Source organism: Ancylobacter sp. TS-1, from assembly GCF_009223885.1.
Taxonomy (GTDB): domain Bacteria; phylum Pseudomonadota; class Alphaproteobacteria; order Rhizobiales; family Xanthobacteraceae; genus Ancylobacter.
On sequence record NZ_CP045144.1, the window covers coordinates 1,634,970 to 1,659,793 of the forward strand.

A 24,824-nucleotide genomic window follows, 5' to 3' on the forward strand; every position below is an offset into this window, starting at 1 on the left:
GGCCGGGAGCACCAGATCACAGCGGATGCCAACCTCCGGCCAACCTCCCCGCGGCCCTGTCGAGCCGGGGGCGGGGTAGAGGCCGGCCGTCACAGCGGACCCATCACATAGGTGGGAAGCCAGGTGGCGATGCCGGGGAAGAGGCTCAGTATCACGATGCCGAGCAGCATCAGCAGCACATAGGGCAGCGCCCCGCTCAGCACCTGCTGGGCCGGAACCTGCGGGGCGATGGCTTTGACCACGAACAGGTTGAGCCCGACCGGCGGGGTGATGAGGCCGATCTCCATGTTGATGGTCAGGATCACCGCGAACCAGTAGGGGTCGAAGCCCGACGAAACGATGATCGGGTAGAGCAGCGGCGCCGACATCACGATGATGGCGACCGGCGGCAGGAACATGCCGGACACCAGCAGGAACAGGTTGATCAGCCCCATCAGCACCCAGCGGTTCACGTCCAGCCCCGCAATGGCGGCGGCGACGGTCTGGGTGATGAAAAGCGAGGAGAGGGCGAAGGCGAAGAGTTCCGCCGAGGCCATGATCATCATGATCATGACGCTCTCGCGCAGCGTGGACGAGAATATCTCGAAGATCGGCTTGGGCTGGAACAGCCGGTACATGATGATAACGACGCCGAGCGTCAGGAAGGCGCCCGCCCCCGCCGCCTCCGAAGGGGTCGCGACGCCGCCATAGAGCACGTAGAGCGTGCCGACGATGATGATGAGGAACGGCGTGACCTTCGGCAGTGCCGCGAGCTTCTGGCCGAAGGTGAAGCGGTTGCCGCTGATGTCGAACCTGAAGTCCTTGCGGCGGCAGTCGTAGAGCGCCCAGGCCATGAACATCGCCGTGAGCATGAGGCCGGGCATCACGCCGGCCAGGAACAGGCGGCCGATCGAGGTCTCGGTGGCGATGCCGTAGACGATCATCGTCACCGAGGGCGGGATGAGGATACCGAGCGTGCCGCCGGCGCAGATCGAGCCGGTGGCGACCGAGGCCGGGTAGCCGCGCTTCAGCATCTCCGGGATGCCCATCTTGCCGATGGCGGCGCAGGTCGCGGGGCTGGAGCCGGTCATGCCGGCGAAAATGGCGCAGGCGCCGATATTGGAGAGCACCAGCCCGCCCGGAACCCGGTTGAGCCAGCGGTCCAGCGCCTCGTAGAGATCGCGCCCCGCCGGCGTGGCGGCCACCGCCGCGCCCATCAGCACGAACATCGGTATGGAGACATAGGCGAGGTTGGCGATGCCGGCGAACATGGTCTCGGCCAGCACGTCGAAGACGCCGACGCCGTTCGCCATCAGCAGGGCGCCGATCGCGGTGAGGCCGAGCGCGAAGGCGATCGGCATGCCGGTGGCCAGCAGCACGAACAGCAGGCCGATGACGAGCATGCCGGAAAAGGTGGGGGAGAGGCTCATCACGCGTGACCTCGGGCTTCATCCGCGCCGCAGATGCGGCGGATCAGTTCGGCGACATACTGGAGCGACAGCAGGGCGAAGCTAACGGGCAGCGGCAGCAGCGGAATCCACAAGGTGATGGCTGCCACCGTCGCGGTGCGCCATTCGTTCACATAGGCCTCGTGGAAGAAGATCGCGCTGGCGAACGTCATCAGGACCGCGAAGAGCAGACCGAGAATCCCGCCAATGATGCCGAGGACGCGTCGCGGCCCCGAGGGCAGCGCCATCTCGATCACGTCCACCCCCACATGCCCGCGGGTCTGCAGCACATAGGGTGCGCCGAGGAACATGGCCGCGGTGGCCGAGAAGACGACGAAGTCGGTCTGCCAGATGGTCGGCGCGCGGAACACGTAGCGCAGGAAGATCATCTCGCAGACCACCAGCATCGCCGCGATCAGCATGAGGCCGGCCAGGATGGCGGCTATCTTCGAGATGAGATCGACCGCTCGCAGGAACAGGCTGATCATGGGAGGCTTTCGCTTCGGGAGGGATCGGGGGCGCGGCAGCCGGCGCGCCTCCCCGCCAGACGGAGGCCGCGCGCCAGCCACAACCCGGTGACGCCGCCGCTACACGGCCCCCGCGAGGGGAGCCGCGAAGCGGGTGCGGTCACTGGACCGCCAGGGCCTTCTTGATCAGATCGTCGCCGCCCTTCACCTTCTCGGCGAAGTTCTTGTAGGAGCTTTCCTGGGCGACCTTCAGCCAGGCGTCGTAGTCGGCAGCGGACATCTCCACCACCTCGACGCCGGCCTTCTTGTAGGTGTCGATCAGCTTCTGGTCGCCCTTGCGCACTTCCTGCGCGAACCAGGTCTGCGCCTTCTTGCCGGCCGCCAGAAGAGCCTTCTGCTGCGCCGGGTTGAGCTTGTCGAACACCTGCTTGGACACCAGCACCGGCTCGTACATGAACCAGAGGGCGTTGGCGCCGGGCGCGGTGAGGCACTTCACCTGCTCGTAGAGGCGATAGGAGACGAAGCTCTCGGACGAGGTGTTGGTGGCGTCGAGCACGCCCGTCTGCATGCCCGAATAAATTTCCGACGACGGCATGGAGGCGATGGACGCGCCCGCCGCCGCCAGCATCTGCTCGAAGGCCGGACCAGCCGCGCGCGTGACCTGACCCTTGATGCTGTCGGGGCCGGTGATGCAGCCCTTCTTGGAGGCGAACGCGCCCGAGAGCCACGCATCGGCGATGACGATGGCGCCGTTCTTCTCGATGAGCGCCTTGATATCCTGCATGAAGGGCGAGTCGTTGAGGCGCTCGGCGCGGTCGAAATTGCGCACGAGGCCCGGCATCAGCGTAACAGAGAACTGCGGCACGCGGCCGGAGGCGTAGTCGAGCGGGAAGGACGTGATGTCCAGCTGCCCCTTGGTGATCGCCCCCCACTGCTCGTTCGCCTTGAACAGCGACGAACCCGGGAAGACCTGGATCTTGAGGCCGACATTCGCCGCCTCGACGTCGCGGGCGATCATCTGCACCATCTCGTCGCGGGGGTCGCCCTTGCCGCCCGGGAACTGGTGCGAGGCGCGCAGGGTGATGTCCTGCGCAAAGGATGTGGTGGCAAAGGCCAGGGCGCAGCCAAGGGTCAGGGCGCGCGCGATCAATCGCGTACCGTTCATATTTTCCTCCTTTTCGGCCGCCTTCGGGCGGACTGTTGGCGTTTCCTCGGTCTTTTCTTTTCGGGCGGTTTTCCGCTCGTTTTTCTCGGCGTGTCCGGTGCCGGCCCTGAGGCTAGGCGCTCCGGCGATAAATGTCCTTGTAGCTGTCGCGCAGAATGTTCTTCTGCACCTTGCCCATGGTGTTGCGCGGCAGTTCCTCGACGAAGAACACCCGCTTGGGCTGCTTGAACTTCGCCAGCCGGCCCTCCAGCGCCTGAAGGACCGCCTGCTCGGTCAGGCCGCCCGCGCCCTTGGCGGGCACGATCACGGCGGTCACGCCCTCGCCGAAATCGGGATGCGGCACGCCGATGACGGCGCTTTCCGCCACACCGTCAATGGCGTCGATCTCGCCTTCGATCTCCTTCGGGTAGACATTGAATCCGCCGGTGATGACGAGATCCTTGCCCCGGCCGACGATGTTCAGATAGCCGCGCGCGTCGATCATGCCGAGGTCGCCGGTGACGAAGAAGCCGTCATGGAACTCACTCGCGGTCTTCTCCGGCATGCGCCAGTAGCCCTTGGTCACGTTTGGGCCCTTCACCTCCACCATGCCGATTTCCCCGTGGGGAAGCGCGGCGCCGGTGCCGGGATCGGTGATGCGCAGGGTGACGCCCGGCAGGGGGAAGCCCACCGTGCCGGCAATGCGCTCGCCCTCATAGGGGTTCGAGGTGTTCATGCAGGTCTCGGTCATGCCGTAGCGTTCGAGAATGGCATGGCTCGTCCGCTCCCGGAACGCCCGGTGCGTCTCCTCCAGCAGCGGCGCCGAGCCGGAGACGAACAGGCGCATATGCGCCGTCGCCGCCGGCGTCAGGCCGGGCTGGTCGAGCAGCCTTGTGTAGAAGGTCGGCACGCCCATCAGGCAGGTGGCGCGGTCCATCAGCGCGATCGCTTCCCGCGGGTCGAACTTCGCGCGGAAGAACATCGAGGCCCCGCTCAGCAGGACGATGTTCACCGCCACGAACAGGCCGTGGGTGTGGAACAGCGGCAGTGCGTGGATGAGGACGTCCGCTTCCGTGAAGCGCCAGCACTCCTTCAGCGCCCGCGCGTTGGAGAGCAGGTTGCCGTGGCTCAGCATGGCGCCCTTGGCGCGCCCGGTGGTGCCCGAGGTGTAGAGGATCGCCGCGAGATCGTCCGGCCCACACGCCACGTCGTCGAAGTCCGGGGGGAAGGCCGCCGCCGCGTCGGTCAGCGATCCGCTCCCCTCGGCATCCAGCGTCTCGACGCAGGGCACGCCCAGCTCGGCCGCGAGCACCCTCGCCTCCACCGCGTTCTCCGGGCGGCAGACGAACAGCGCCGGCTCGGCATCGCCGAGGAAATAGCGCACCTCGTTGAGCGTGTAGGCGGTGTTGAGCGGCAGGTAGACCGCGCCCGCGCGCACGGTGGCGAGGTAGAGGGCGAGGCAGGGCCACGACTTCTCGACCTGCACCGCCACCCGGTCGCCCGGCCGCACGCCGCGCGCGACGAGGAGGCCGGCGAGCCGCGCGGAAAGCGTCAGCACCTCGCCATAGCTCACGCTGGAGCCGTCCGCGAGCAGTGCCAGCTTCTTGCCGGGCGAGGGAACGGCGGAACGGATGGCGGCAAACAGATGGTTCTGTGACATGACGCTTTTCAGGTAACGGGTACGAGGGCGCGGGAGGCGGGGTCGACCTTGAGCAGCTTGCGGACGCCCGCGCTCGCGACCACATCGCCCTTGCCGGCGAAGGTTTCGTGGTTCTTCTCGATGTCGGCGGGAATGTAGCGGTAGTTCACCATCAGGCCGGCGGCCTGGGCGATGCCCTTGGGCGAGAGGTCGCCCATCAGGTTGATGCGCTCCAGCCGCGCGCCGTTGCCGAGATGGAAGCGGGCGACCGGGTCGACCGACGTGCCCTTCGCCGTACGGGCCGCCAGAAAGTAATAGGCAGCAAGCGGGCCGAGCACGACGGAGAGTTCCTCGCGCAGTTCCGGCTTGTCCTGCCAGTCCGGCGTGTCGAGCCTCTCCAGCGCCTTGGCGTCGGCGGGGGACAGGACAAGGCTCTGCTCCGTCCTGCGCTCGGCGTCCAGCCATTTGCGGAAGCCCGGCACCGGCGAGAGGGTGACGAAGGTGTCGAGCGAGGGAAGCTCGCGCGCGATCTCCTCCAGCACCTGCTTGATCAGGAAATTGCCGAAGGAGACGCCGGCGAGACCCTTCTGGCAGTTGGAGATGGAATAGAAGACCGCCGTGGTGGCGTCCTGGGGCCGCAGGGTTTTGCGGGCCGGATCGAGAATAGGGACGATGGCGCCGGGCGTTTCCTTCATCAGCGCCACCTCGACGAAGATCAACGGCTCGTCGACCAGCGCCGGATGGAAGAAGGCGTAGCAGCGCCGGTCCGGCGAATCGACCCGCGCGCGCAGGTCGTCCCAGTCGCGGATGGCATGGACCGCCTCGTAGCGGATGATCTTCTCCAGCACATTGGCCGGCGTCGACCAGTCGATGCGCTTCAGCACGAGGAAGCCGCGGTTGAACCAGGACGAGAACAGGTGCGCGAAATCGCGGTCGACCTCGGCGAGGTCGCGGCGGCGGACCATCGCGTCCATGAGCTGCTCGCGCATGCGAACGAGCGAGAGTGTGCCGCCCGGCGCGAGATTGAAGCGGCGGAAGAGTTCCTGCCGGCGCGGCTCGCTCGCCCGGTGCAGGTCGGCGGCGGCGGCGAGGCCGTTGCGGCCATAGGAGTCGAGGGCTGCGGCGAGGCGCTGCGGATCGGGCCCGAACTTCTCGGCCAGAACCTCGAAGAAGGCGATGCTCTCGCCGGTCTTCATGTGCGCGTAGCGGTCCAGTATGCCGGCCGCGAGAGCGACGCCGGAGGCTTCGCCGCGCCCGGAAAGCAATGTCTCACATCGCTCAGCCAGCGTTTCCACCCGCGTCGCCGCCGTCACGCGGTGCGAGCGGTCGAGAAAGGTGCGGCCGCGCTCCGCGATGGAGGTCAGCAGGTCCGTCACGAACGAGGTGTTTGATCCCATGGCCGTTCCAGCGTTGGATCTTCGCAAACGACCGCACCGGGGTGCGGCCCCCTGTTCCACGATAGGCCGGACGGCGCCGGCCACCTGTATCAAGTGAAGGCCAGCCTGCATCGAATGTCAATCATCAAGTATACAAGATGAAGCCTCTTGCATTGCGGCATGGAAGATGGCCTTCTTCGCGCGGAGGTATGCCGTGCGTGGTGAACAGACCCCGAGGCTTCGCGAAGCCCTCGAAGAAGACATCGTCGCGGGCCGGCTGCGCCCCGGCCAGAGGCTTGACGAGGCGAGCCTCGCCGAGCGCTTCGGCGTGTCGCGCACGCCGATCCGCGAGGCGCTGATCCAGCTCTCCGCCTCCGGCCTCATCCAGATGCGCCCCCGGCGCGGCGCGTATGTGGCACTGCTGGGCCCGCGCGAACTGGTCGAATCCTTCGAGCTTATGGCGGAGATCGAGGCTTCCTGTGCGCGGCTGGCGGCGCAGCGGCTCGGACCGGCGGACCGCATGGCGATCAATCAGGCGCATCTGGCCTGCTGCGAGGCGGTGGCGGCGGGAGACGACGACGCCTATTACCCGGCCAATGCCCGGTTCCACGCGGCGATCTACGCGGCCACCGGCAATCGCGTCCTGCGGGCCGAGGCGATACGGCTACAGACCGCCCTCCAGCCCTATCGTCGTCTTCAGCTGAAGGTGCCGCGGCGCATCGCGGCGTCGCTCGCCGAGCACGAGGCGATTCTCAACGCGCTGCTGGAAGGCGATGGCGCCGGCGCGGCCGAGCGGATCCGCGCGCATGTGCTGGTGCAGGGCGAGCGCTTCATGTCGCTGCTCGCGGCGCTGCAGCAGGAAGCCGAACCGGCCGACTGACCGGCTGCCGGCTGGCGAGCCGGACCGCACCGTCACGGCTGGCAGCCGCAGCCACAGCCGGGTGACGTCAGGCCCGCCCTCGTCCACCGAGGGCGAAGGCCCAGGGGGCCGTCTCAGCCCTTCTTCTTCGGCAGCGCGATCGCCAGGGGGGCACCCTTGGTGAGCGAGGAAACCGCCGCCGGCTCCTTGACCTTCTTCGGCTTCTTGGCTTCGCGATTGCTGCGCATCTGGCCCTTTGCCATGACCGTCTCCTTCGTGTTGGGGTCGACCGGCGTCGCCGGAAAACAAAAAACCCCGCGTCCTCAGTGAGGCGCGGGGCCAGAAGGCGCCAGGCGCCTTGTATCGATTTGGCATCGTTCGCACAGGCCGCCAGTACATCCGTGGTCGACCCGGCAGGAACGATGGACGCATCGGCAGGATCCGGAGTCCGGTTCCGCCGATGTCATCGGATCAGCCCAGCGACTGGAGCTTGTCAGCGGACATCTTGCCGCTCCTCTGGTCAGTGACGAGCTCGAAGCCCACCTTCTGACCCTCGCGCAGGTCACTCATACCCGCGCGCTCCACAGCACTGATGTGCACAAACGCATCGCTGCCGCCATCGTCCGGCGCGATGAATCCAAAGCCCTTCTGGGCGTTGAACCATTTTACGGTTCCCGTGGCCATGGGAAACCCTTTCGTGATTATAATTGTGGCTTGCCCGCGAAGACGCGGGCCGTCGAAATCGCATTTTCAGGAAAAGCGGACTTAAAGACACGGAAATTTCCGCGAAACAGCAGTCCATCTTGCCGTTTATCGACGCGATTAATATGCATCCTGACGATGGATATTACAAGGCCGATGTTTTTTTAAATGGCGCGGGGAAGATTTTTCTACCCCGATAACCGTTGAAGACATTGAGAATAAAGCCGCCCCGCAAGATGCACCCGCTGCGGAATTCCGGCAGTGCGCGCGGGAGGCTTCGGCCTTGAGGAGTGGGCTAGCCCACAGCCTGCACTTCGTAGGTCCATACGCGGAACGACTTCAGGATATGGGGCCCGAAGGAGTTCACCAGCGGTATGTCGGCGGCGTCGCGGCCGCGCGCCACCACGATCCGGCCGATTCGCGGCACGTTGTTGCGCGGATCGAAGGTGTGCCAGGCGCCGTCGAGGAAAACCTCGATCCAGGCGCTGAAATCCATCGGATCGACAACCGGGACGCCGATGTCGCCGAGATGGCCGTTCACATAGCGCGCCGGAATGTTGAGGCAGCGGCAGAACGCCACCGCGAGATGGGCGAAGTCGCGACAGACACCGACACGCTCGTGGAACGCCTCGAAGGCGGTCCGGGTCGAGCGGGCCTGCATGTAGTCGAACCGGATGTGCTGATTGACGAAATCGCAGATCGCCTGAACCCGGCCCCAGCCGGGAGCGATCGTGCCGAACAGGTCCCACGCGGTCTGGCTGAGGCGGTCGGTCTCGCAGTAGCGGCTGCCCATGAGATAGACGAGGCAGTCGTCGGGCAGTTCCGGCACCGGAAGCTCGCGGGCATTCGGGAACGCCCTGTCCGGCAGGCCGTCATCCTCGATCGTGGCATCGCCCCAGATCGTCAGGTCGCCCGCCGGCGCGACCAGCCGCCGACAGCGGTTGCCGAACAGATCGTGATAGGTCGTGGTCGGGACGTCGGGCGTCGTGAAGACCGTTTCCGGAGCGCGGATATCGGCCGCGCGATCCTCATGTACGGCCAGAAGACAGACGAGAGCGGTCGGTTGCTGACAGGTCAGCGTTATCTCATAGCCGTAGCGGATCAGCATGAACGGTTCCCGGGTGCATCGATCCGGCTAGCGGAAGTCGGCGGCGGTGAGGATGTAGAAGGTGCGTCGCCCTTCGGAATAGGCTTTGCGAGCAGCATCGTGAATGGAGGCGCGCAGGGCGTCAAACGCGGAAAGAAATTTCGTCTCCGGAGCACCGGCCTGGCGCAGTTCCGTATCCGATCGCGCGAGCACGCCGGCATCGACGAAGAACGAGACCTCGAACATGCCGTCATAGCCGGTGAAGCGGACCGCGTTGCGCGCCCTGTCGAAGCTGCGGCTCGGATTCGGAAAAGCCAGCGTCATCGCCGGACGGCCCGCATCTTCCGCGCCCGGCAGCCGGCTTCACTTCCGGCCATTGCTGAACGTCTGGTCGCGGAGCGTTGCGCCCTCGCCCGGCTTGGCCGCGACGAACAGTTCCAGGCTGTCTTCCGTGGTGACCCGCTCATACTGCTCGCGCTCGTTGCGGATGCGGTACTGCGGCGAATCCCCGGAGGGCGGCAGCGTGCCGGTGACGCGATAGACGTCGCCGAAGCGGGAGGTGAAGACGCCGTAGCCGCCCCGCAGCCGAACGGTCTGCCCGATCGCGAAGCGATGCGTCGCCGCCTCGCGGTGAACCGGGCGGGCGCTGCGTAACCCTGTGCTGGCATCGGTCATGATGACGTGTGGTCCTTTTGGAAAGCGGCATGGCGACCCGCCGACATGACGGGCGACGCCAGCGCCGCATGCCGGATGACGGCCGGCAGCCGACAATCGAGAGAAAAGGCGCATGCGACGTGAGGCGGTGCGAAGATCCGCTCCCGGACGAACCCGAGCGATCCCGGGGGCTGCCAGTACATCCGTGGTCAGCGCCAGATTCGTCTTCGGATTCGCGCGGGGCGGTACAGGCACCGGATCGGCACCATGCATCCATTGTCGAGAATTGGGGATGTATGGCGGGTCGACGTCTCTGACACCGCGATAGCCAAATCGGCAAAACTGACAGTTTTTACTTATACGCACATGCCGAAATTAAACAAGGAAAAACAGAAATTTCGTGAAATGAAGCCGGGTCATCTGAACGCCATTCGAAATAGAGGGGCATGAAAACGCGCCGCACGGCATCGGGATTTCATCCCGCGCTCCCCCTTCACGACGAAACAGCCCGACGCCCCAGCGCCCCGTCCGGCCGCCATGCAGGCACCGTTTCGAAGGCGTGCCGACGGCGCGCCATGGGTGGCGTCTGCCCTGGAAAGCGATTAGATTAGTGATCACAATATCACCCATCGCAGCTCCCAGCCTAGGCAAAGAGGCGCCGGCGCGCCTTGTAGAATCTCATGACCGAACAGGTAGTTTTCGAGAAGCTGGAGCGCGACCCGCTCCATGAGCGCGTGCATCGCGAACTTCGCTCCGCCATCATCGCCGCGCGGTTCGCGCCGGGTCAGAAGCTGACGGTGCGTTCCATCTCCTCGGCGTTCGGCGTCAGCACCATGCCGGTGCGCGCGGCCTTTGCGCGCCTCGCGGCCGAAAAGGCCGTCACGGCGCTGGCCAACGGCACCATCTCCATTCCGCTGCTGACCCGCGAGCAGTTCGACGAGTTGATCGAGCTGCGCATGCTGCTGGAGGGGATCGCGACGGAGAAGGCCGCGCGGCTGATCACCGACGGCGAGATCGAGGCGCTGGAGCGGGTCTCCCGCGAACTGCGCGAAGCGGCGAACGCCAACGATGCCGACGCCTATCTCCAGTTGAACCAGCAGTTCAAATTCGCGGTGTTCAAGGCGGCGCGCGCGCCGGTGCTGGAAGACCTGATCGAGCGGCTATGGCTGCAGATCGGCCCCTTCATGCGCCACTACGCCGCCGACATTCGCGGCCAGCTCGACACCGACCGCTACGACGCGGTGATCGCCGCCTTGCGCCGCGCCGACGGCCGAAGCGCCCGGGCGGCCATGGAGGAGGACGTCGCCGGCGGCGCCGCCTTCCTCTCGCGCGTCGCGGTCTTCGCCGAGGCGCCCACCGAGCCGCCGACCGGCAAATGAGCCGGCCGGCACGCGACGGTTTGATCAGCCTTCCAGCAGGTACGACGTCTTGGTCTGGGTGAAGAAGTCGCGCGCGGCGCGGCCCTGCTCCTTCGGCCCGTAGCCCGAGGCCTTCGTGCCGCCGAAGGGCACGTGATAGTCCACGCCGGCCGTCGGCAGGTTCAGCATGGTCATGCCGGCCTTCACGTTGCGGCGGAAATGGTGGGCGTATTTCATCGTCGTCGTGCAGATGCCGGCGGAGAGGCCGTAGGCCGTGTCGTTGGCGACCTCGAGCGCCTCCTCATAGTCCCGGACGCGGATCACCGAGGCGACCGGACCGAACACTTCCTCGCGGTTGATGCGCATGCCGCGATGCGTGTCGGCGAAGAGCGCGGGCGAGAGATAGAAGCCCTCCGTCGGGCGATTGAGCCGCTCGCCGCCGGCGACCAGCCGTGCGCCCTCACCGCGCGCGATCTCGATATAGGACATGTCCTTGGCGAGCTGACGCTCGTCGATCACCGGGCCGACCTGCGTGCCGGCCTCCAGCGCGTGGCCGACTTTCAGCGCACGCACGCGCCCAGCCACCGCCTCGACGAACCGATCATGCACGCCCTCGGTGACGATGAGCCGGCTCGATGCCGTGCAGCGCTGACCGGTCTGGTAGAATGCGCCGTTCACCGCGCATTCTACCGCGAGGTCGAAGGGCGCGTCGTCCAGCACGACCAGCGGATTCTTGCCGCCCAGCTCAAGCTGCACCCGCGCGCCATTCGCCACCGCATGGGCCGCGACCTTGCGGCCGGTGACGGTCGAGCCGGTGAAGCTGATGCCGTTGATGTCGGCCGAGGACGCCAGCGCCTCGCCCACATCCGCCCCGCCAACGACAAGGTTGACGAGGCCGGCCGGCAGCCCGGCCTGCTCCATGATCTCGAACAGCGCCACCGCGCTCGCCGGCACCAGCTCGGAGGGCTTCAGCACCACCGCATTTCCATAGGCGATGGCGGGGGCGATCTTGTTGGCGGGCACCGAGGAAGGGTAGTTCCACGGGGTTATCAGCCCGATCACCCCGACCGGCTCGGGCATCACCTCCACCTCGACCCCGGCACGGATCGAGGGCAGGCGCTCGCCGGCCAGGCGCAGCACCTCGCCCGCGTAGAACTTGAAGAGCTGGCCGGCGCGCGTGACCTCGCCGATGCCGTCGGCGAGCGGCTTGCCCTCCTCGCGCGACAACAGCCCGCCAAGCGCCTCCCGCCGGGCCAGGATCGCGGCGCCGATGGCATCCAGCATCTCGCTGCGGACCTGCAGCGTCATGGCTCCCCAGACCGGCACCGCCGCCCGCGCGGCCGCGATCGCCTCGGCGACCTGGGCCGGCGTGGCGAGGGAAAACTCGTCCACCACGTCGGAAATATCGGACGGATTCACGTTCCGCAGGCTGCCGGGTCCCTCGACCCAGGCCCCGCCGATGAAATTGCGCTGCACTTCAAGACCCTCTCAATTGCGAGATCAGTGATCACACTTTATAGTGCCATGCAGCCTGCTTCAACATGCCGTCCAGTCGGAGAGCCTGCGCATGAGCCTCGAACCGCACCACAACATGTCACTTGAGGAGATGGACAAGCGCAGCCTGTTCCACCCCTTCACCAGCATTGGCGACCATCTCGCCAACGGGCCGCGCATCATGGCCTCGGCCGCGGGCGTCCACGTCACCGACAGCAAGGGCCGCCGCTATCTCGACGGCGCCGCCGGGCTCTGGTGCGTCAATGTCGGCTATGGCCGGCAGGAGATCGTCGACGCGATGACGCGGCAGGCGCAGGCGCTGCCGTTCTTCCATTCCTTCACGTCGATCGCCAACGAGCCGTCGATCCGCCTCGCCGACCGCGTGCTGCGCTGGGCGCCGGATCACATGAGCAAGGTGTTCTTCGGCAATTCCGGATCGGACGCCAACGACACCAACATCAAGCTGGTCTGGTACTACAACAACATGCGCGGCAAGCCCGCGAAGAAGAAGATCGTGGCGCGCAACCGCGCCTATCACGGCGTCACCATCGGCGCGGGCAGCCTCACCGGGCTGACCAACTGCCACCAGTTCTTCGACCTGCCGCTGCCGCAGATCATCCGCACCCATTCGGTCGACCAGTACCGCGAGAAGCCGGAAGGCATGAGCGAGGCGGAGTTCACCGCCTATCTCGCCAGCGAGCTCGAGGCGCTGATCCTGAAGGAAGGGCCGGACACCGTCGCCGCCTTCATCGCCGAGCCGGTGATGGGCACGGGCGGCGTGCTGGTGCCGCCCGCCGGCTATTTCCAGGCGGTGCAGGACGTGCTCGACCGCTACGACATCCTGATGATCGCCGACGAGGTGATCTGCGGCTTCGGCCGGCTCGGCTCGCCCTTCGGCACCACCCATTTCGGCATCCGCCCGGACATCATGACCATGGCCAAGGGCCTGTCGTCGGGCTACCAGCCGATCTCGGCGAGCGTGATTTCCGAGCGCATCTGGGAGGTGCTGAAGGACACGTCGGGCGAGGTCGCCTCCTTCGCCCACGGCTTCACCTATTCCGCCCACCCGATCGCGGCGGCGGCGGCGCTCGCCAATCTCGACATCGTCGAGCGCGAGAACCTCGTCGGCAATGCCGCGAGCGCCGGCACCGAGCTGAAGGCGGCACTGAAGGCGCGCATCGGCGACCACCCCCATGTCGGCGATATTCGCGGCGTCGGCCTGATGCTGGCGGTGGAGATGGTGGCCGACCGCGCCACCAGGCAGCCCTTCGACCTCTCGCTGAAGGTCGGCGCGCGCATCGTCGCCAAGGCCTATGAGCAGGGCGTGATCGTTCGCCCGCTCGGCAACATGATCGCCATGTCGCCCCCGCTCACCCTGACGAGCGCCAATATCGAGGAACTGGTGGCGGGCCTCGGCCGCGCGGTGGACGCGGCGACAGACGAACTCGCCCGTGAAGGCGCCCTGCCGAAGAAGCACTGAGCCGCGCGCGCCCAGATGCGGAAAGGCCCCGGACGCCACGTCCGGGGCCTTCTTTTTTGCCGGAAGGCAAACCGCCTCTCCTGAACCGCCTCTCCCGCCGGACAGGCATTCGGGCCGGCCGCCGCCGGCCCGGCTGTCAGTGCAGTTCGAGGCGATAATTGCCGTCGCTGTCGGCCGTGGCACTCCAGCGCGGCAGCAGCATGATGGTGGTGGTGGGCTCCTCGATTACCGCCGGCCCGCTCACGCACGCACCCGCGCCGAGATCGGCGCCGGCATAGACCGGGCAGTCGATGAGGCCGCCCGCCTCGCGCACATAGACCCGCCGATGCGACTTCGGCACCGGTGCGCCCTGCTGGGTCGGGCGGATGACGCGCGCCGGCCGCTCGGGCGCAAGACCGATGGCGCGCACCTTCCAGGTGGTGAATTCGACCACGTCGGTCTCGGCCTTCACCGAATAGATGCGCTCATGCATGGCGTGGAACGCCGCCACCAGCCGCGCGAGGTCATCCGCGCCGAGCTCGCCCGCAGGCAGGTCGAACGGCACCTCGATCTCCCAGGACTGGTACTGGTAGCGCCCGAGATAGACGGTGGCGAAACGCTGGCGCTCGGCCGGGACGCCCGCTTCCGTGAGGAAGGCGCGCCCGCGCGCGGTGAGCCGCGCCACCACATCGTTCACCCGCGCCGGATCGAAGGCAGCCGAGGAGGTGAGCGCCGTCGCCTGCTCCTCCCAGCGAATGTCGGAGATGAGGCCGCCATAGGCCGACAGGCCGGCGGCGAAGCGCGGCACCATCATCCGGGCAATGCCGAGTTCCTGCGCGATCTCGCAGATATGCGCCGCCGTGGCACCGCCGCCGACCATCATGAAGCTGTCGCGCGGGTCGATGCCCTCCTTGACCGTCATGTCCTCGATGGCGCCGACCATGACGTTGTTGCTGGTGGTGTAGATGGCATAGGCCGCCTCCTCCAGCGACACGCCGAGCCCGGTCGCGATCGCGCCGATCACCCGTTCCGCCGCCGGCCGGTCGAGCTTCATCCGCCCGCCGAGGAAATAATCCGGGTCGAGGATGCCGAGCACGACATTGGCGTCGGTGACGGTGGGCCGCTGCCCGCCGCGCCCGTAGCAGGCCGGGCCGGGGCGCGCGCCCGCGCTGTGCGGCCCCACATGAAGCATGCCGCCGGCGTCGATGGAGGCGATGGAGCCGCCGCCCGCGCCGACCGAGCGCACGTCGATCTTCGGGATGCCCAGCATGTCGTCGCCGATCATCGCCTCCTGCGAGACGATGAAATGCCCGTCGCGGATCGCCGAGACGTCGAAGGTGGTGCCGCCCATGTCGACGACGATCACGTTCGGCTCGGGGGTGAGCTGCTGGGCGGCGACGGGGGCCAGCGTCGGCCCCGACATGACGGAGAAGATCGGCCGCGCGATCAGGTCGCCGGGGGGCATCATGCCGCCCACGCAATTGGCGAGCAGCAACTCGTCCCGGAAGCCGGCCGCCTCCAGCGCGCCGGTCAGCTTGCTCACATAATCGCTGACGATAGGCAGCAGCGAGGCGTCGATCACGGTGGAGATGGCGCGGCGATATTCGCGCCCGATCGGGTTCAGCTCGTGGCTGAGCGTGACCGGCACCTCCGGCCAGACCTCGTGGATGATCTCGCGGGCGCGCCGCTCATGGCTGCCGTCGACGATCGACCACAGGAAGCAGATGCCGATGGCCTCGACGCCCTGCGCCTTGAGCTTGTGCGCGGCGGCGCGCACGTCCTCCTCGACCAGCGGCACGATCACCTGGCCCCGCGCGCTGATACGGCCACGGATCTCCGCCGTGTCGGCCGGCAGCACATAGGGGTCGGGGAAGTCGAGCCGCCAGTTGAACACGGGTTTGCGCACCGCCTCGCGCAGGGTGAGGATGTCAGGGTGCCCGGCATTGCACAGGAAGCCGGTGCGCGCGGCTTTGCGCTCGACGAGGGCGTTGGTCGAGACGGTGGAGCCGTGGACGATGCGGCCGGTCTGGCCGAGGAAGTCGGCGAGGCCGAGCCCGAAATGCTCGGCCGCCAGCTTCAGCGCGTTCATGAAGCCGGTCTCGAAGTCCGGCGGCGTCGACGACGCCTTGAAGATGTGGAGTTCGCCCTGCCCGTCCTCGACGATGCAGTCGGTGAAAGTGCCGCCAATGTCGATGGCGATGGAGAAGCTCATCAGGGTCATCCGCCGGATCATCAGGACGAAGGGGAGCGTGAGGCGCGCCGCTCGGCGGTCGCCGGCTCGTCGAGCTCCCAGCCACCGAAGGACGGGCTCGGGCGCACGACGACGCCATAGACGTCGCGGGCGCGCTCGGGCGAGATCCAGCCGCGCCGCACCGAGCGGAGCACTTTCTCGGGCGCCCGCCCACGCGGATCGCCATAGCCACCGCCGCCGCAGGCCCGGAACAGAACCGCCTCGTCGGGGCCGATGGTGACGTCGCCGAAGGTCACGAGCTGACGCACCGCGCCGTCCCTGTCGCGATGCCAGTTGCCGGAGGTCGCCGCGTCGCCGCCGCCGCGCACGCCACGCGCCGGGGTGATGTCGCCGTCGCTGCCCCAGTAGACCGTCATGTTGCCGGCGAGCGGGCGATAGGTGCCGGCGACGCCCGGCGCGCCGTCGAATTCGCCCGGTCCGCCGGAATCGACGGCGACGCGCCGCTCCTCGACCAGCATCGGGTACATGGCCTCGTTGATCTCGATCGAATCGACCGACATCTGGCCGCCGTCGCAGCCCGCGCCCGACAGCAGCCAGCCGTCATAGCCGCAGAGGCCGGCGCTGCCGCCATAGCCGAGGAAGATCTGGTTCACATAGGGCTGCCCGCCCTTGGCCGGATCGCCCTGTGTCGGGTCGGTGCCGGAGATGACGGCCTCGCCGAGCGCCTGCGAATAGGCGAACTCGCCCATGCCGTGCGGCTCGCCGATCTGCGAGAAGCAGCTCGCCACCGCCGTGATGAGCCGGCTGGTCAGATTTGTGGTGGCGACCGAGGTGCCGACGGGATAGGCGGGCCGTCCCAGTGCGGATCCGTCCTTCAGCAGGATGCGGATGCGCGAGGCGCTGCCCTCATTATGCGGAAGGTCGGGGTCGAGATTGTAGAACACGCCGATGCGGCAGGCGGCGAGCGCGGTGGCCTCGGTGAGATTGAGCCCGCCCGGCACGCAGTCCACATTGTCGGTGGCATCGACCGTGATCATCGCCTCGTCCGGGTCGATGCTGAGGGTGACGCGCACCGGAATGCCGTCCTCGGCGACGTTCGGCACCGGATCGTGGCGGGTCTCGAACTTCCATGTCCCCTTGGGCAGCGCGCGCACCTCGGCGATCATCCGGCGCTCGCCATAGGCCATCCATTCCTCGATGAAGGCCTTCACCGTGGGGCGGCCATAGCGGTCGCACAGCTCCTTCAGCCGCCGCTCCCCGACCCGGCAGGCGCCGACCTGCGCCTGGTAGTCGCCATACCAGAGGTCGGAGACGCGGATCTTCATCCGGCACATGCGGATGATGTCGGCCTTGTCCTTGAAATTCTCCTGGATGCGCACGCAGGGAAGGTGAATGCCCTCCTCGTAGATCGTCTTGGCTTCCGGCAGGTAGGTGGTGGGGATCGGCGCGCCGATATCGGCATGGTGGGCGCGCGCCAGCGTCCAGAACAGCGGCTCACCGTCGCAGAACACCGGCACGCAGAGCGTCATGTCGGCGTGATGGGTGTTCCCGGTATAGGGGCAGTTGTTGATGAAGGCGTCGCCCTCGCGGATGTCGTCGAAGAACTCCGTGATCGGCTTGGTCGTGAGGTCCAGTGCGGTGATGTGGATGGGGATGCAGTCCTCCACCGAGAGCAGCCGGTGGTCGTAGGTCAGCAGGCCGCACGAGAAATCCCGCGCGTTCTTGATGACCGCCGAGCGGCTCGACTTCATCAGGGTCGCATTCATCTCCCGCACGATGGCGGAGAGCCGCGACGAGAGCACCGAGAGCAGGAAAGGCTCCATGGTGGTGACGGCTTCGCCCGTCATGCCGCCGCCGGGGGCTTTTCTCGTCGCCATGCATATCCCTCTTGTTGCTTTTTGCGATCAGTGATCACAGAATAGCGTCATGCTAAGCGAAGTGGTGCGGCGGCTCAAGTTCGGATCGAGCGCCTGCCGCACCCGCCCTTCCGGCGACGGCTCGCCGCGAAACAGTGAGGTTCGTCCCTTGGTCGGAAACGCCCATGCCCAGCCTGAGCGATAAAGCAAACGACGCCCCGGCGCTGGAAGTGATCCGCGCCTCGCGCGACTTCGGCGCCGTCAAGGGGCTGGACGACGTGACCGTGACGGCCGCGCGCGGCGAGTTCCTTACCATTCTGGGCCAGAGCGGCTCGGGCAAGACCACCCTTCTGCGCATCATCGCCGGCCTCGACCATCCGACCTCCGTCGCCGCGCTGCGCATCGGCGGCCGGGACGTGCTCGGCCTGCCGCCGCACAAGCGCAACGTCACCACCGTCTTCCAGCATTATGGCCTGTTTCCGCATATGAGCGTCGGCCAGAACGTGGAGTACGGGCTGAAGCTGCGCGGCGTCGGGGCGAGCGAGCGCCGCGCGCGCGCCGAGGCGGCACTGGCGACGGTGCGGCTGCCCGACAAATACGACCGGCGCATCCACCAGCTTTCCGGCGGCGAACGCCAGCGCGTCGCCCTCGCCCGCTCCATCCTGACCGAGCCGGACGTGCTGCTGCTCGACGAGCCGCTTGGCGCGCTCGACGAGCGGCTGCGGCTCGACATGCAGATCGAGCTGGTGGAACTGCAGCGCCGGCTGGGCATGACCTTCGTCTTCATCACGCACAGCCAGGAAGAGGCGCTCACCATGAGCGACCGCGTCGTGCTGATGCGGGGCGGGCGCATCGCGCAGGAGGGCACGCCCCGCGACCTGTTCGAGCGCCCCTGCTCGCGCTTCGCCGGCTCCTTCATGGGGGTGGAGAACATCATCGACGGCACCGTCTCCGGGGTCGCCGGCGGGGTCGCCGAGATCACCGCGCCGGGTGGCGTCTTCCACGGCCTCTGGACCGGCGCCGAGGCGCCGCTTCCGGGCCAGAAGGCCGCCCTGCTGCTGCGCGCCGAGAAGCTGCGCCTTCAGCCGGCCGGTGGCGCCGCGACGGCCCCAAGCGACAGCATCGAGGGCCGGATCACCGCCCGGATCTACAAGGGCAAGTACATCGACGTCGCCATCGAGACCCGGTTCGGCACGATCCACGCCCGCGCCTGGACCGAGGACGACCTCACCTCCGACACCGTGCGGATCGGCTGGTCCGCCGGCGATGCCAGATGCGTCCCCGCAGAGGGATGACGACAACCAGAACCATCCAGAACCAGGAGAACAGGCAGATGAACGGGCATGACCTCACCAAGCCGCCGATCCGGGCCGGCCTCAGCCGCCGCGCCGTCCTCAAGGGCACGGTCGCCGGCGCCGCCGTCCTCGCCACCCCCTCGCTGATCGGGCGCGCCCAGGCCGCCACGCCGACCGTGCGCATCATGGGCGTCGAGACGGCGGCGCTCGACAACTGGGCTTCCTTCGAGAAGGAAACCGGCCTGAAGGTCGAGTTCACCGGCATCAATTCCGATCCCGGCATCTTCCGCCAGGAAGTGGTGGCCAACGCCGCCGGCGAACGGATCGACATCTTCCTGATGGATGGCGGCATCGAGGACGAACTCGGCGCCAAGGGCTTCTTCGCGCCTATCGACCCGGCCAAGGTGAAGGGCTGGGACGCCGCCCCCGCCTCGGTGATGAACTCGCCGCTGGCGCAGGGGCCGGACGGCAAGCAGTTCGGCATGCCGGTGGTGATGAACGCGGATTCCTTCGCCTATTATCCCGAGGTGATCGGCGAGGCGGAGCCGCTCTCCTACGCGCTGCTGTTCGAAAGCGAGAAGACGCTCGGCAAGGTCTCGCTGGAGAATACGTGGCTCACCTCGCTGCCGATGGCGGCCACCTATCTCAAGGTCGCCGGTAAGCAGGCGATCGGCGACCCGTCCAACATGACCCCCGCCGAAGCCAAGGCGGTCGTCGATTTCCTCGTCGCGCGCAAGAAGGCCGGCCAGTTCCGCACCCTGTGGTCCACCTTCGAGGAATCCATCGACCTGATGGCCCGCAAGGAGGTTGTGGCGATCAATTGCTGGGAGCCGGCGGTGAAGGAACTGCGCAAGCAGGGCAAGGACGTGCGCTACGCCTTCACCAAGGAGGGCTACAACAAGTGGATGATCTGCGCCTATGTGCCCAAGGAGGCCGCCACCGGCGCGCGGGCGGAGATCGTCGCCAAGGCGCTTTCCGGCTTCCTCGGCGGCGCCTATGCGGCGCAGATCGCCGTGCTGCGCGGCTACGCCACCGCCAACGCCAAGGCGGGCCTGGCCTATGCCGAGGCGCAGAAGATGCCGGCGGAAGACATCGAGTCCATCAAGGCCAACATCGCCAAGATCGAAAAGAAGTTCGCCGCCCCGCTGTTCTGGCAGAATGCCGCGCCGACCAACATCCAGGCCATCGAGGCCGAGTGGGAACGCTTCCGGCAGGCCTGATGCGCCGCGGCTGACCTTCCACGCTCACGCGGGCGGCGCCGTCGGTGCCGCCCCTCGCCTTTTCCACGCGTCTCCTCCACACGCGATCCCGTCCACATGCGATCCTAGGGCCGATGCTGCGCACCACCCTGTTCCTCTTCATCGCCCTGTGGGCGGTCTTCGTCGTGGTGCCGGTCGCGCTGCTGGTGCTGTGGTCCTTCCTCGAGATGAAGGACTACAGCTTCTCCACCAGCCTGAGCCTCGATGCCTACGCCGCCGTGTTCGATTCCGGCCGCTACGAGGTCACGCTGCGCACGCTGCGCATCGCCGGGACCGTGACCGCCATCGAGCTCGGCCTCGCCCTGCCCTTCGCCCTGTGGCTGGCCAAGGGCGTGCGCTCGCCCCTGCTCAAGGCGATGGTGCTGGCGCTGCTGACCGTGCCCTTCTTCATCAGCCTGGCCTCGCGCACCATCGTCTGGCGTTCCGTGCTCTCGCGCTCGGGCCTCGTGAACACCGCGCTGATGCATCTGGGCATCATCGACCAGCCGCTGGACTGGCTGCTCTTCTCCGAATTCTCGGTGCATCTCGGCCTGCTGGCCCCCTCCTTCCCGACCATGGTGTTGCCGGTCTTCCTGTCGATCTCGCTGATCGACGACGAACTGATCGAGGCCGCGCGCGATCTCGGCGCCTCGCCCGTCAAGGTGCTGGGCGACGTGATCCTGCCGCTGGCGCTGCCCGGCATCGTCGCCGGCATCATCTTCACCTTCGTGCCGCTGCTCGGCGAGACGGTGGTGCCGCAGCTCCTCGGCGGCGGTCGGGTCGCGATGCTCGGCGCCTCGATCACCAGCCTGTTGCAGGTGCTGAACTATCCCGTCGCCGCCGCACTGGCGGCGCTGGTGCTGGGCATATTGGCGGCGCTGTTCCTGGCCTTGCGGCTCATCGGCGGCGGGTCCATCGCCGCCGTCTTCGAGGGGATGAAGCGATGAAGGCGCCCCTTTCAGGCACCGCCACGCCCGAAGCGCGCCCGGTTCGCGTGCGCGCCGGCCGGCTTGAGCGCCATCTGGGCCTCGTCGCCGCCCTCGGCGGCTTCGGCATGATCGTGCTCACCTATGCGCCGATGCTCTGGCTCGGCGTGATGTCGGTGAGCGCGGATCCGCTCGGCGGCCTGCCGGGACCCTTCACGCTGGAATGGTATGACCGGCTCTTCACCGACCGGCGCTGGGTCGGCCCGCTGGTGTCCAGCCTGGGCTGCGGCGTGGTGGTGGGGCTCGCCTGCGCCGCCTCCGGGCTGCTGGTCGCACGGGCCCTGCCACATCTGCGCGCACGCGGGCCGCTGCTCCTGGCCTTCCTCGCCCCGCTGTTCATCCCCGGCGTTCTTCTCGGGGCGGGGCTGTTCCTCTATCTGCGCGTCTTCCTCGGGCTGAGGCTCGGCTGGTGGTCGGTCTTCCTCGCCCATTTCGCCTGGGCCTATCCCTTCGCGCTGCTGGCCCTGCTGGTGACGACGACGCGCTTCGACACCCGGCTCAACGACGCGGCCGCCGATCTCGGCGCCGGGCCGTGGCGGCGCTTCGCCGATATCGAGTTCCCGCTGATCATGCCGGGCGTGGTGTCGGCGGCGCTGTTCGGCTTCCTGCTGTCGTTCAACGAGCTTGCGCGCACCATCCTGCTGCGCGGCACCGCGACGACATTGCCGCTGTTCGAATGGGCGCAGGCCACCTCGCACTCGTCCAACGTGCCGCTGATCTTCGCCCTTGCCACGCTGGTTCTGCTCGTCAGCCTGCTGCTGATCGGCGTCTCGTTCTGGCTGCTCTTCGGCCGCGCCGAGGAGAGATAGCGGGAGGCCGGGTTCAGCCGTTCATGCCCGGCACGACCGACGCCCCCGGGGGACCAAAGGAACTGATCTCCATCGCGGTCTCGGCGATGATCTCCTGCAACGTGGCGAGCCGTCGCCGCTTGTAGACGCAGGAGAACGGCACCGGCGGCGGCTCGGGATCGGCGGCGAGCACGCGCAGCCGCCCCTCCTCGATCTCCTTGCCGTAGCAGCAGGGCGGCAGCAGGCTGACGCCGACATTGGCCGCGGTCAGGGTCGAAAGCACCGTCATGCTGTTGCACAGATCGGGACGCTGCACCGAACGGCTCTCTTCGATCCAGGACGAGATGGTCTGATAGTGGATCGAGTTCTCGCCGAGCGAGAGAATGCGCAGATCGGCGAAATCGACCGGCACCAACGGCCGGGCGGGCAATGCGTAGTCGGCCCCGGCCATCCAGCGGAAAACGACCGCGCCGAGCGGATGGGCGACCAGAGAGGGATCGAACGCGTCGCCGGGAATGAACACCACGTCGAGTTCCCCCGAGAGCAGGCGGGCACGCAGCGGCGCGGTCAGCGAGATGTCGAGTTCGAGGCTGATGTTCGGGTAGCGCTCATGCACCGTCGCCGCGAGCTGCGGCAGCCAGGTCATGGCGACCAGCTCGGCCACGCCCACGCGCACCGTACCCGACAGCGACTCGCGCGGCGCGATCTGCTGGCGGATCTCGTCATGAAGATGCAGCGCGCGCTCGGCGTAGCCCACCAGTTCCCGCCCCTTGGCCGTCACCGTGGCCTTGCGCTGGCTGCGATCGAACAGCACGACGCCCAGATCGCTCTCCAGCTCCTGAATGCGCGCGGAAATGGTGGATTGCGTGGCGTGAAGCTTGTTTGCTGCAGCTGCGAAGCTTCCGAGACGCACGATCTCGATGAATGTCTCCAGCTGACGGAAGTTCATTGAAAAGCGGCCCTCTACCATCGATTATCCCGTACAGTATTGATCGAAATCAATCGCTTTCAATAAAAAAATCCCGCGCCTAGGCTGCTTCTGGATGGGGTGCGACGCATCTCGTCTAGACAACAACAAGACGAAAACGCGCTCGCCGACGTCGCGAGACGCAGGGCCCGCGCACGCCACGCGGACACTGCGTCACTGCCGGCCTATGCTCCGGCAGAACAAGAAGTCGACGTCGTCAGCGTACCTAGGGACGAGAAACACGCTCCGAAAAGGAGCGCTTTGGGAGGAATAGATGGCCTCGCATCTGAGGGCGTCGCCCATGAGCGACGTCGATTCCGCGCGTCATGCGCGCCGCGCCGTTATCGCCTCGACCGTCGGCACGATGATCGAATGGTACGATTTCTATCTCTACGGCCTCGTCGCCGCGCTGGTATTCGGAAAGCTCTTCTTCCCGATGCAGGACCCCTATGCGGCGACGCTGCTGGCCTTTTCCACCTTCTTCCTCGGCTTCGCCGCCCGGCCGCTCGGGGCGATCATCTTCGGCCATTTCGGCGACCGTATCGGCCGCAAGGGCACGCTGGTGGCCACGCTGCTTCTGATGGGCGTCAGCACGGTCCTCATCGGGCTGGTGCCGACCTATGACCAGATCGGCATCTGGGGCGCCGTGGCGCTGACCGTGCTGCGCATGCTGCAGGGCATCGGCGTCGGCGGCGAATGGGGCGGCGCCATCGCGGTGGCGACCGAATGGTCGAAGTTCAACAAGCGGCGCGGACTTGCAGCCTCCTGGCCGCAATTCGGCTCGCCTCTCGGCATGCTGCTCGCCGTGGCGGCGCTCACCGTCACCTCCTGGGTCGGCACGCCGGAATGGTTCGAGAGCATCGGCTGGCGCATTCCCTTCCTGATCAGCGCGCTCCTCATCGTCGTGGGCCTGTATATCCGCCTCGGCGTGCTGGAAACGCCGGTCTTCCAGCAGATGCAGGAGAAGAAGCAGATCGCCCGAACGCCGGTGATCGACGCGGTGCGCGGCTACTGGCGGCAGATCCTGCTCACCTGCCTGATCCGCACCGGGCAGCAGGCGCCCTTCGTGCTGTTCACCACCTTCCTGCTGTCCTACGGCACGAAGAATCTCGGGCTGGAACGGTCGTTCCTGTTCAACTGCGTGCTGGCGGCGGCGGCGCTTTCGCTCTTCACCACGCCGTTCTTCGGCTATCTCTCCGACCGGATCGGCCGCAAGCGGATGTACCTGATCGGCGCCTTCACAATGATGGCGTTCGCCTTCCCGTACTTCTGGATGCTGGATACGCGCATTCCCTTCCTCATCGTGATGGCGATCCTGCTGTCCCTGCCGATCCACGACATGCAGTACGCCCCGCAGGCCGCCTTCATCGCCGAAAGCTTCCCGCCGAGCGTGCGTTATTCGGGCTCGTCGATCGGCTACCAGCTTGCCTCGATCACCTCGGGCGGACCCGCGCCGATGATCGCCGCCTTCCTGCTGCACACCTACGGCACCTCGACGGCGATCAGTACCTACATCGCGGTCATCGCCGCGATCAGCTTCATATCGGCGCTGTTCCTGCGCGACCGCTCGCAGGACGACTACGCCACCAACGAGGGCTGGGTGCGCGAAGACGGCGCGCCGGTCATCGCCCGCGTTGCCTCGCCCTCCACCTGATCCTGGACGGAGGCCTTCGGCCGGGGAGCGGACCTGTTCGCACCCCGGCCTTTTTCTTCAGGTCAAGGCATCGAATATATCGAATAAATCACATCGAAAACTATCGTTTTCAATCGATTTACTCGCACTCTATCGTTCCATTGTGCAATTGCCGCTGAGAACTTCTTTCCCGGCAACCGCTCA

22 protein-coding genes are annotated in these 24,824 nt (G+C 67.0%); 8 read left to right on the plus strand and 14 right to left on the minus strand.

Annotated elements, in window-relative coordinates; all coding sequences use genetic code 11:
* Positions 1 to 89: 89 nt before the first annotated feature.
* The 5 genes from GBB76_RS07880 to GBB76_RS07900 all read right to left on the minus strand — a co-directional run bounded on the left by GBB76_RS07880 (position 90) and on the right by GBB76_RS07900 (position 6,074).
* A complete protein-coding gene (locus GBB76_RS07880) occupies positions 90 to 1,409 on the minus strand; it encodes a TRAP transporter large permease (protein ID WP_202911179.1) in 1,320 nt (439 codons plus the stop codon).
* Positions 1,409 to 1,915, minus strand: a complete 507-nt coding sequence (locus GBB76_RS07885; RefSeq protein ID WP_152302797.1) for a TRAP transporter small permease — start codon at positions 1,913 to 1,915, stop codon at positions 1,409 to 1,411. Before GBB76_RS07885 ends, GBB76_RS07880 begins: the two co-directional genes overlap by 1 nt.
* Before the next feature lie 139 nt (positions 1,916 to 2,054).
* Positions 2,055 to 3,059: a TRAP transporter substrate-binding protein DctP gene (gene dctP, locus GBB76_RS07890; protein WP_152302798.1), complete on the minus strand. Its 1,005-nt coding sequence runs from the start codon at positions 3,057 to 3,059 to the stop codon at positions 2,055 to 2,057.
* A 112-nt stretch (positions 3,060 to 3,171) separates the two neighbouring features.
* Positions 3,172 to 4,698: a malonyl-CoA synthase gene (locus GBB76_RS07895; RefSeq protein WP_152302799.1), complete on the minus strand. Its 1,527-nt coding sequence runs from the start codon at positions 4,696 to 4,698 to the stop codon at positions 3,172 to 3,174.
* An 8-nt stretch (positions 4,699 to 4,706) separates the two neighbouring features.
* A complete protein-coding gene (locus GBB76_RS07900) occupies positions 4,707 to 6,074 on the minus strand; it encodes a malonyl-CoA decarboxylase (RefSeq protein WP_152302800.1) in 1,368 nt (455 codons plus the stop codon).
* A 193-nt stretch (positions 6,075 to 6,267) separates the two neighbouring features.
* Between GBB76_RS07900 and GBB76_RS07905 the strand changes: the two genes are divergently transcribed.
* Positions 6,268 to 6,933, plus strand: a complete 666-nt coding sequence (locus tag GBB76_RS07905) for a GntR family transcriptional regulator (protein ID WP_152302801.1) — start codon at positions 6,268 to 6,270, stop codon at positions 6,931 to 6,933.
* 113 nt (positions 6,934 to 7,046) lie between these two features.
* On the opposite strand, the gene GBB76_RS18920 is transcribed toward GBB76_RS07905, so the two are convergent.
* The 5 genes from GBB76_RS18920 to GBB76_RS07925 form a co-directional block, all read right to left on the minus strand.
* Entirely contained in the window at positions 7,047 to 7,175 is a 129-nt protein-coding gene (locus GBB76_RS18920) for a hypothetical protein (protein WP_256366652.1), read from the minus strand.
* Between the two features lie 208 nt (positions 7,176 to 7,383).
* Positions 7,384 to 7,596, minus strand: coding sequence for a cold-shock protein (locus GBB76_RS07910; RefSeq protein WP_152302802.1), 213 nt, complete (start codon positions 7,594 to 7,596; stop codon positions 7,384 to 7,386).
* Between the two features lie 313 nt (positions 7,597 to 7,909).
* Complete coding sequence (locus tag GBB76_RS07915; protein ID WP_152302803.1) at positions 7,910 to 8,722, minus strand: transglutaminase family protein; 813 nt, start codon at positions 8,720 to 8,722, stop codon at positions 7,910 to 7,912.
* A 27-nt stretch (positions 8,723 to 8,749) separates the two neighbouring features.
* Positions 8,750 to 9,025 (minus strand): DUF1488 domain-containing protein, encoded by a 276-nt coding sequence (locus tag GBB76_RS07920; protein ID WP_152302804.1) that lies wholly within the window; start codon positions 9,023 to 9,025, stop codon positions 8,750 to 8,752.
* Positions 9,026 to 9,064: 39 nt separating this feature from the next.
* On the minus strand, positions 9,065 to 9,376 hold the full coding sequence (locus GBB76_RS07925) for a hypothetical protein (RefSeq protein WP_152302805.1): 312 nt from the start codon (positions 9,374 to 9,376) through the stop codon (positions 9,065 to 9,067).
* Between the two features lie 659 nt (positions 9,377 to 10,035).
* On the opposite strand from GBB76_RS07925, the gene GBB76_RS07930 reads away from it, so the two are divergent.
* Positions 10,036 to 10,734 (plus strand): GntR family transcriptional regulator, encoded by a 699-nt coding sequence (locus GBB76_RS07930; RefSeq protein ID WP_152302806.1) that lies wholly within the window; start codon positions 10,036 to 10,038, stop codon positions 10,732 to 10,734.
* Positions 10,735 to 10,758: 24 nt separating this feature from the next.
* Here the strand turns inward: GBB76_RS07930 and GBB76_RS07935 are convergent, their stop codons facing one another.
* Complete coding sequence (locus GBB76_RS07935) at positions 10,759 to 12,189, minus strand: aldehyde dehydrogenase family protein (RefSeq protein WP_152302807.1); 1,431 nt, start codon at positions 12,187 to 12,189, stop codon at positions 10,759 to 10,761.
* 91 nt (positions 12,190 to 12,280) lie between these two features.
* Here GBB76_RS07935 and GBB76_RS07940 point away from each other — a divergent pair, with 91 nt between their 5' ends.
* Positions 12,281 to 13,687 (plus strand): aminotransferase, encoded by a 1,407-nt coding sequence (locus GBB76_RS07940; protein ID WP_202911180.1) that lies wholly within the window; start codon positions 12,281 to 12,283, stop codon positions 13,685 to 13,687.
* A 136-nt stretch (positions 13,688 to 13,823) separates the two neighbouring features.
* On the opposite strand, the gene GBB76_RS07945 is transcribed toward GBB76_RS07940, so the two are convergent.
* Positions 13,824 to 15,878: a hydantoinase/oxoprolinase family protein gene (locus GBB76_RS07945; RefSeq protein ID WP_162375524.1), complete on the minus strand. Its 2,055-nt coding sequence runs from the start codon at positions 15,876 to 15,878 to the stop codon at positions 13,824 to 13,826.
* A gap of 20 nt (positions 15,879 to 15,898) precedes the next feature.
* The gene (locus GBB76_RS07950) at positions 15,899 to 17,734 is read right to left on the minus strand and encodes a hydantoinase B/oxoprolinase family protein (RefSeq protein ID WP_246669075.1); all 1,836 of its coding nucleotides are present in this window, start codon (positions 17,732 to 17,734) and stop codon (positions 15,899 to 15,901) included.
* A 164-nt stretch (positions 17,735 to 17,898) separates the two neighbouring features.
* Between GBB76_RS07950 and GBB76_RS07955 the strand changes: the two genes are divergently transcribed.
* From GBB76_RS07955 to GBB76_RS07970, 4 genes are all read left to right on the plus strand, one after another.
* Complete coding sequence (locus GBB76_RS07955; protein WP_152302809.1) at positions 17,899 to 19,008, plus strand: ABC transporter ATP-binding protein; 1,110 nt, start codon at positions 17,899 to 17,901, stop codon at positions 19,006 to 19,008.
* A 38-nt stretch (positions 19,009 to 19,046) separates the two neighbouring features.
* The gene (locus GBB76_RS07960) at positions 19,047 to 20,228 is read left to right on the plus strand and encodes a PotD/PotF family extracellular solute-binding protein (RefSeq protein ID WP_162375526.1); all 1,182 of its coding nucleotides are present in this window, start codon (positions 19,047 to 19,049) and stop codon (positions 20,226 to 20,228) included.
* A 113-nt stretch (positions 20,229 to 20,341) separates the two neighbouring features.
* Positions 20,342 to 21,193 carry an ABC transporter permease gene (locus tag GBB76_RS07965; protein WP_152302811.1) on the plus strand — a complete coding sequence of 284 codons (852 nt, stop codon included), beginning with the start codon at positions 20,342 to 20,344 and terminating at the stop codon, positions 21,191 to 21,193.
* Positions 21,190 to 22,041: an ABC transporter permease gene (locus GBB76_RS07970; RefSeq protein WP_152302812.1), complete on the plus strand. Its 852-nt coding sequence runs from the start codon at positions 21,190 to 21,192 to the stop codon at positions 22,039 to 22,041. Before GBB76_RS07965 ends, GBB76_RS07970 begins: the two co-directional genes overlap by 4 nt.
* A gap of 13 nt (positions 22,042 to 22,054) precedes the next feature.
* Here the strand turns inward: GBB76_RS07970 and GBB76_RS07975 are convergent, their stop codons facing one another.
* Positions 22,055 to 22,969: a LysR family transcriptional regulator gene (locus GBB76_RS07975; protein ID WP_162375528.1), complete on the minus strand. Its 915-nt coding sequence runs from the start codon at positions 22,967 to 22,969 to the stop codon at positions 22,055 to 22,057.
* A gap of 319 nt (positions 22,970 to 23,288) precedes the next feature.
* Between GBB76_RS07975 and GBB76_RS07980 the strand changes: the two genes are divergently transcribed.
* Positions 23,289 to 24,641 carry an MFS transporter gene (locus GBB76_RS07980; protein WP_246669076.1) on the plus strand — a complete coding sequence of 451 codons (1,353 nt, stop codon included), beginning with the start codon at positions 23,289 to 23,291 and terminating at the stop codon, positions 24,639 to 24,641.
* Positions 24,642 to 24,824 lie beyond the last annotated feature (183 nt).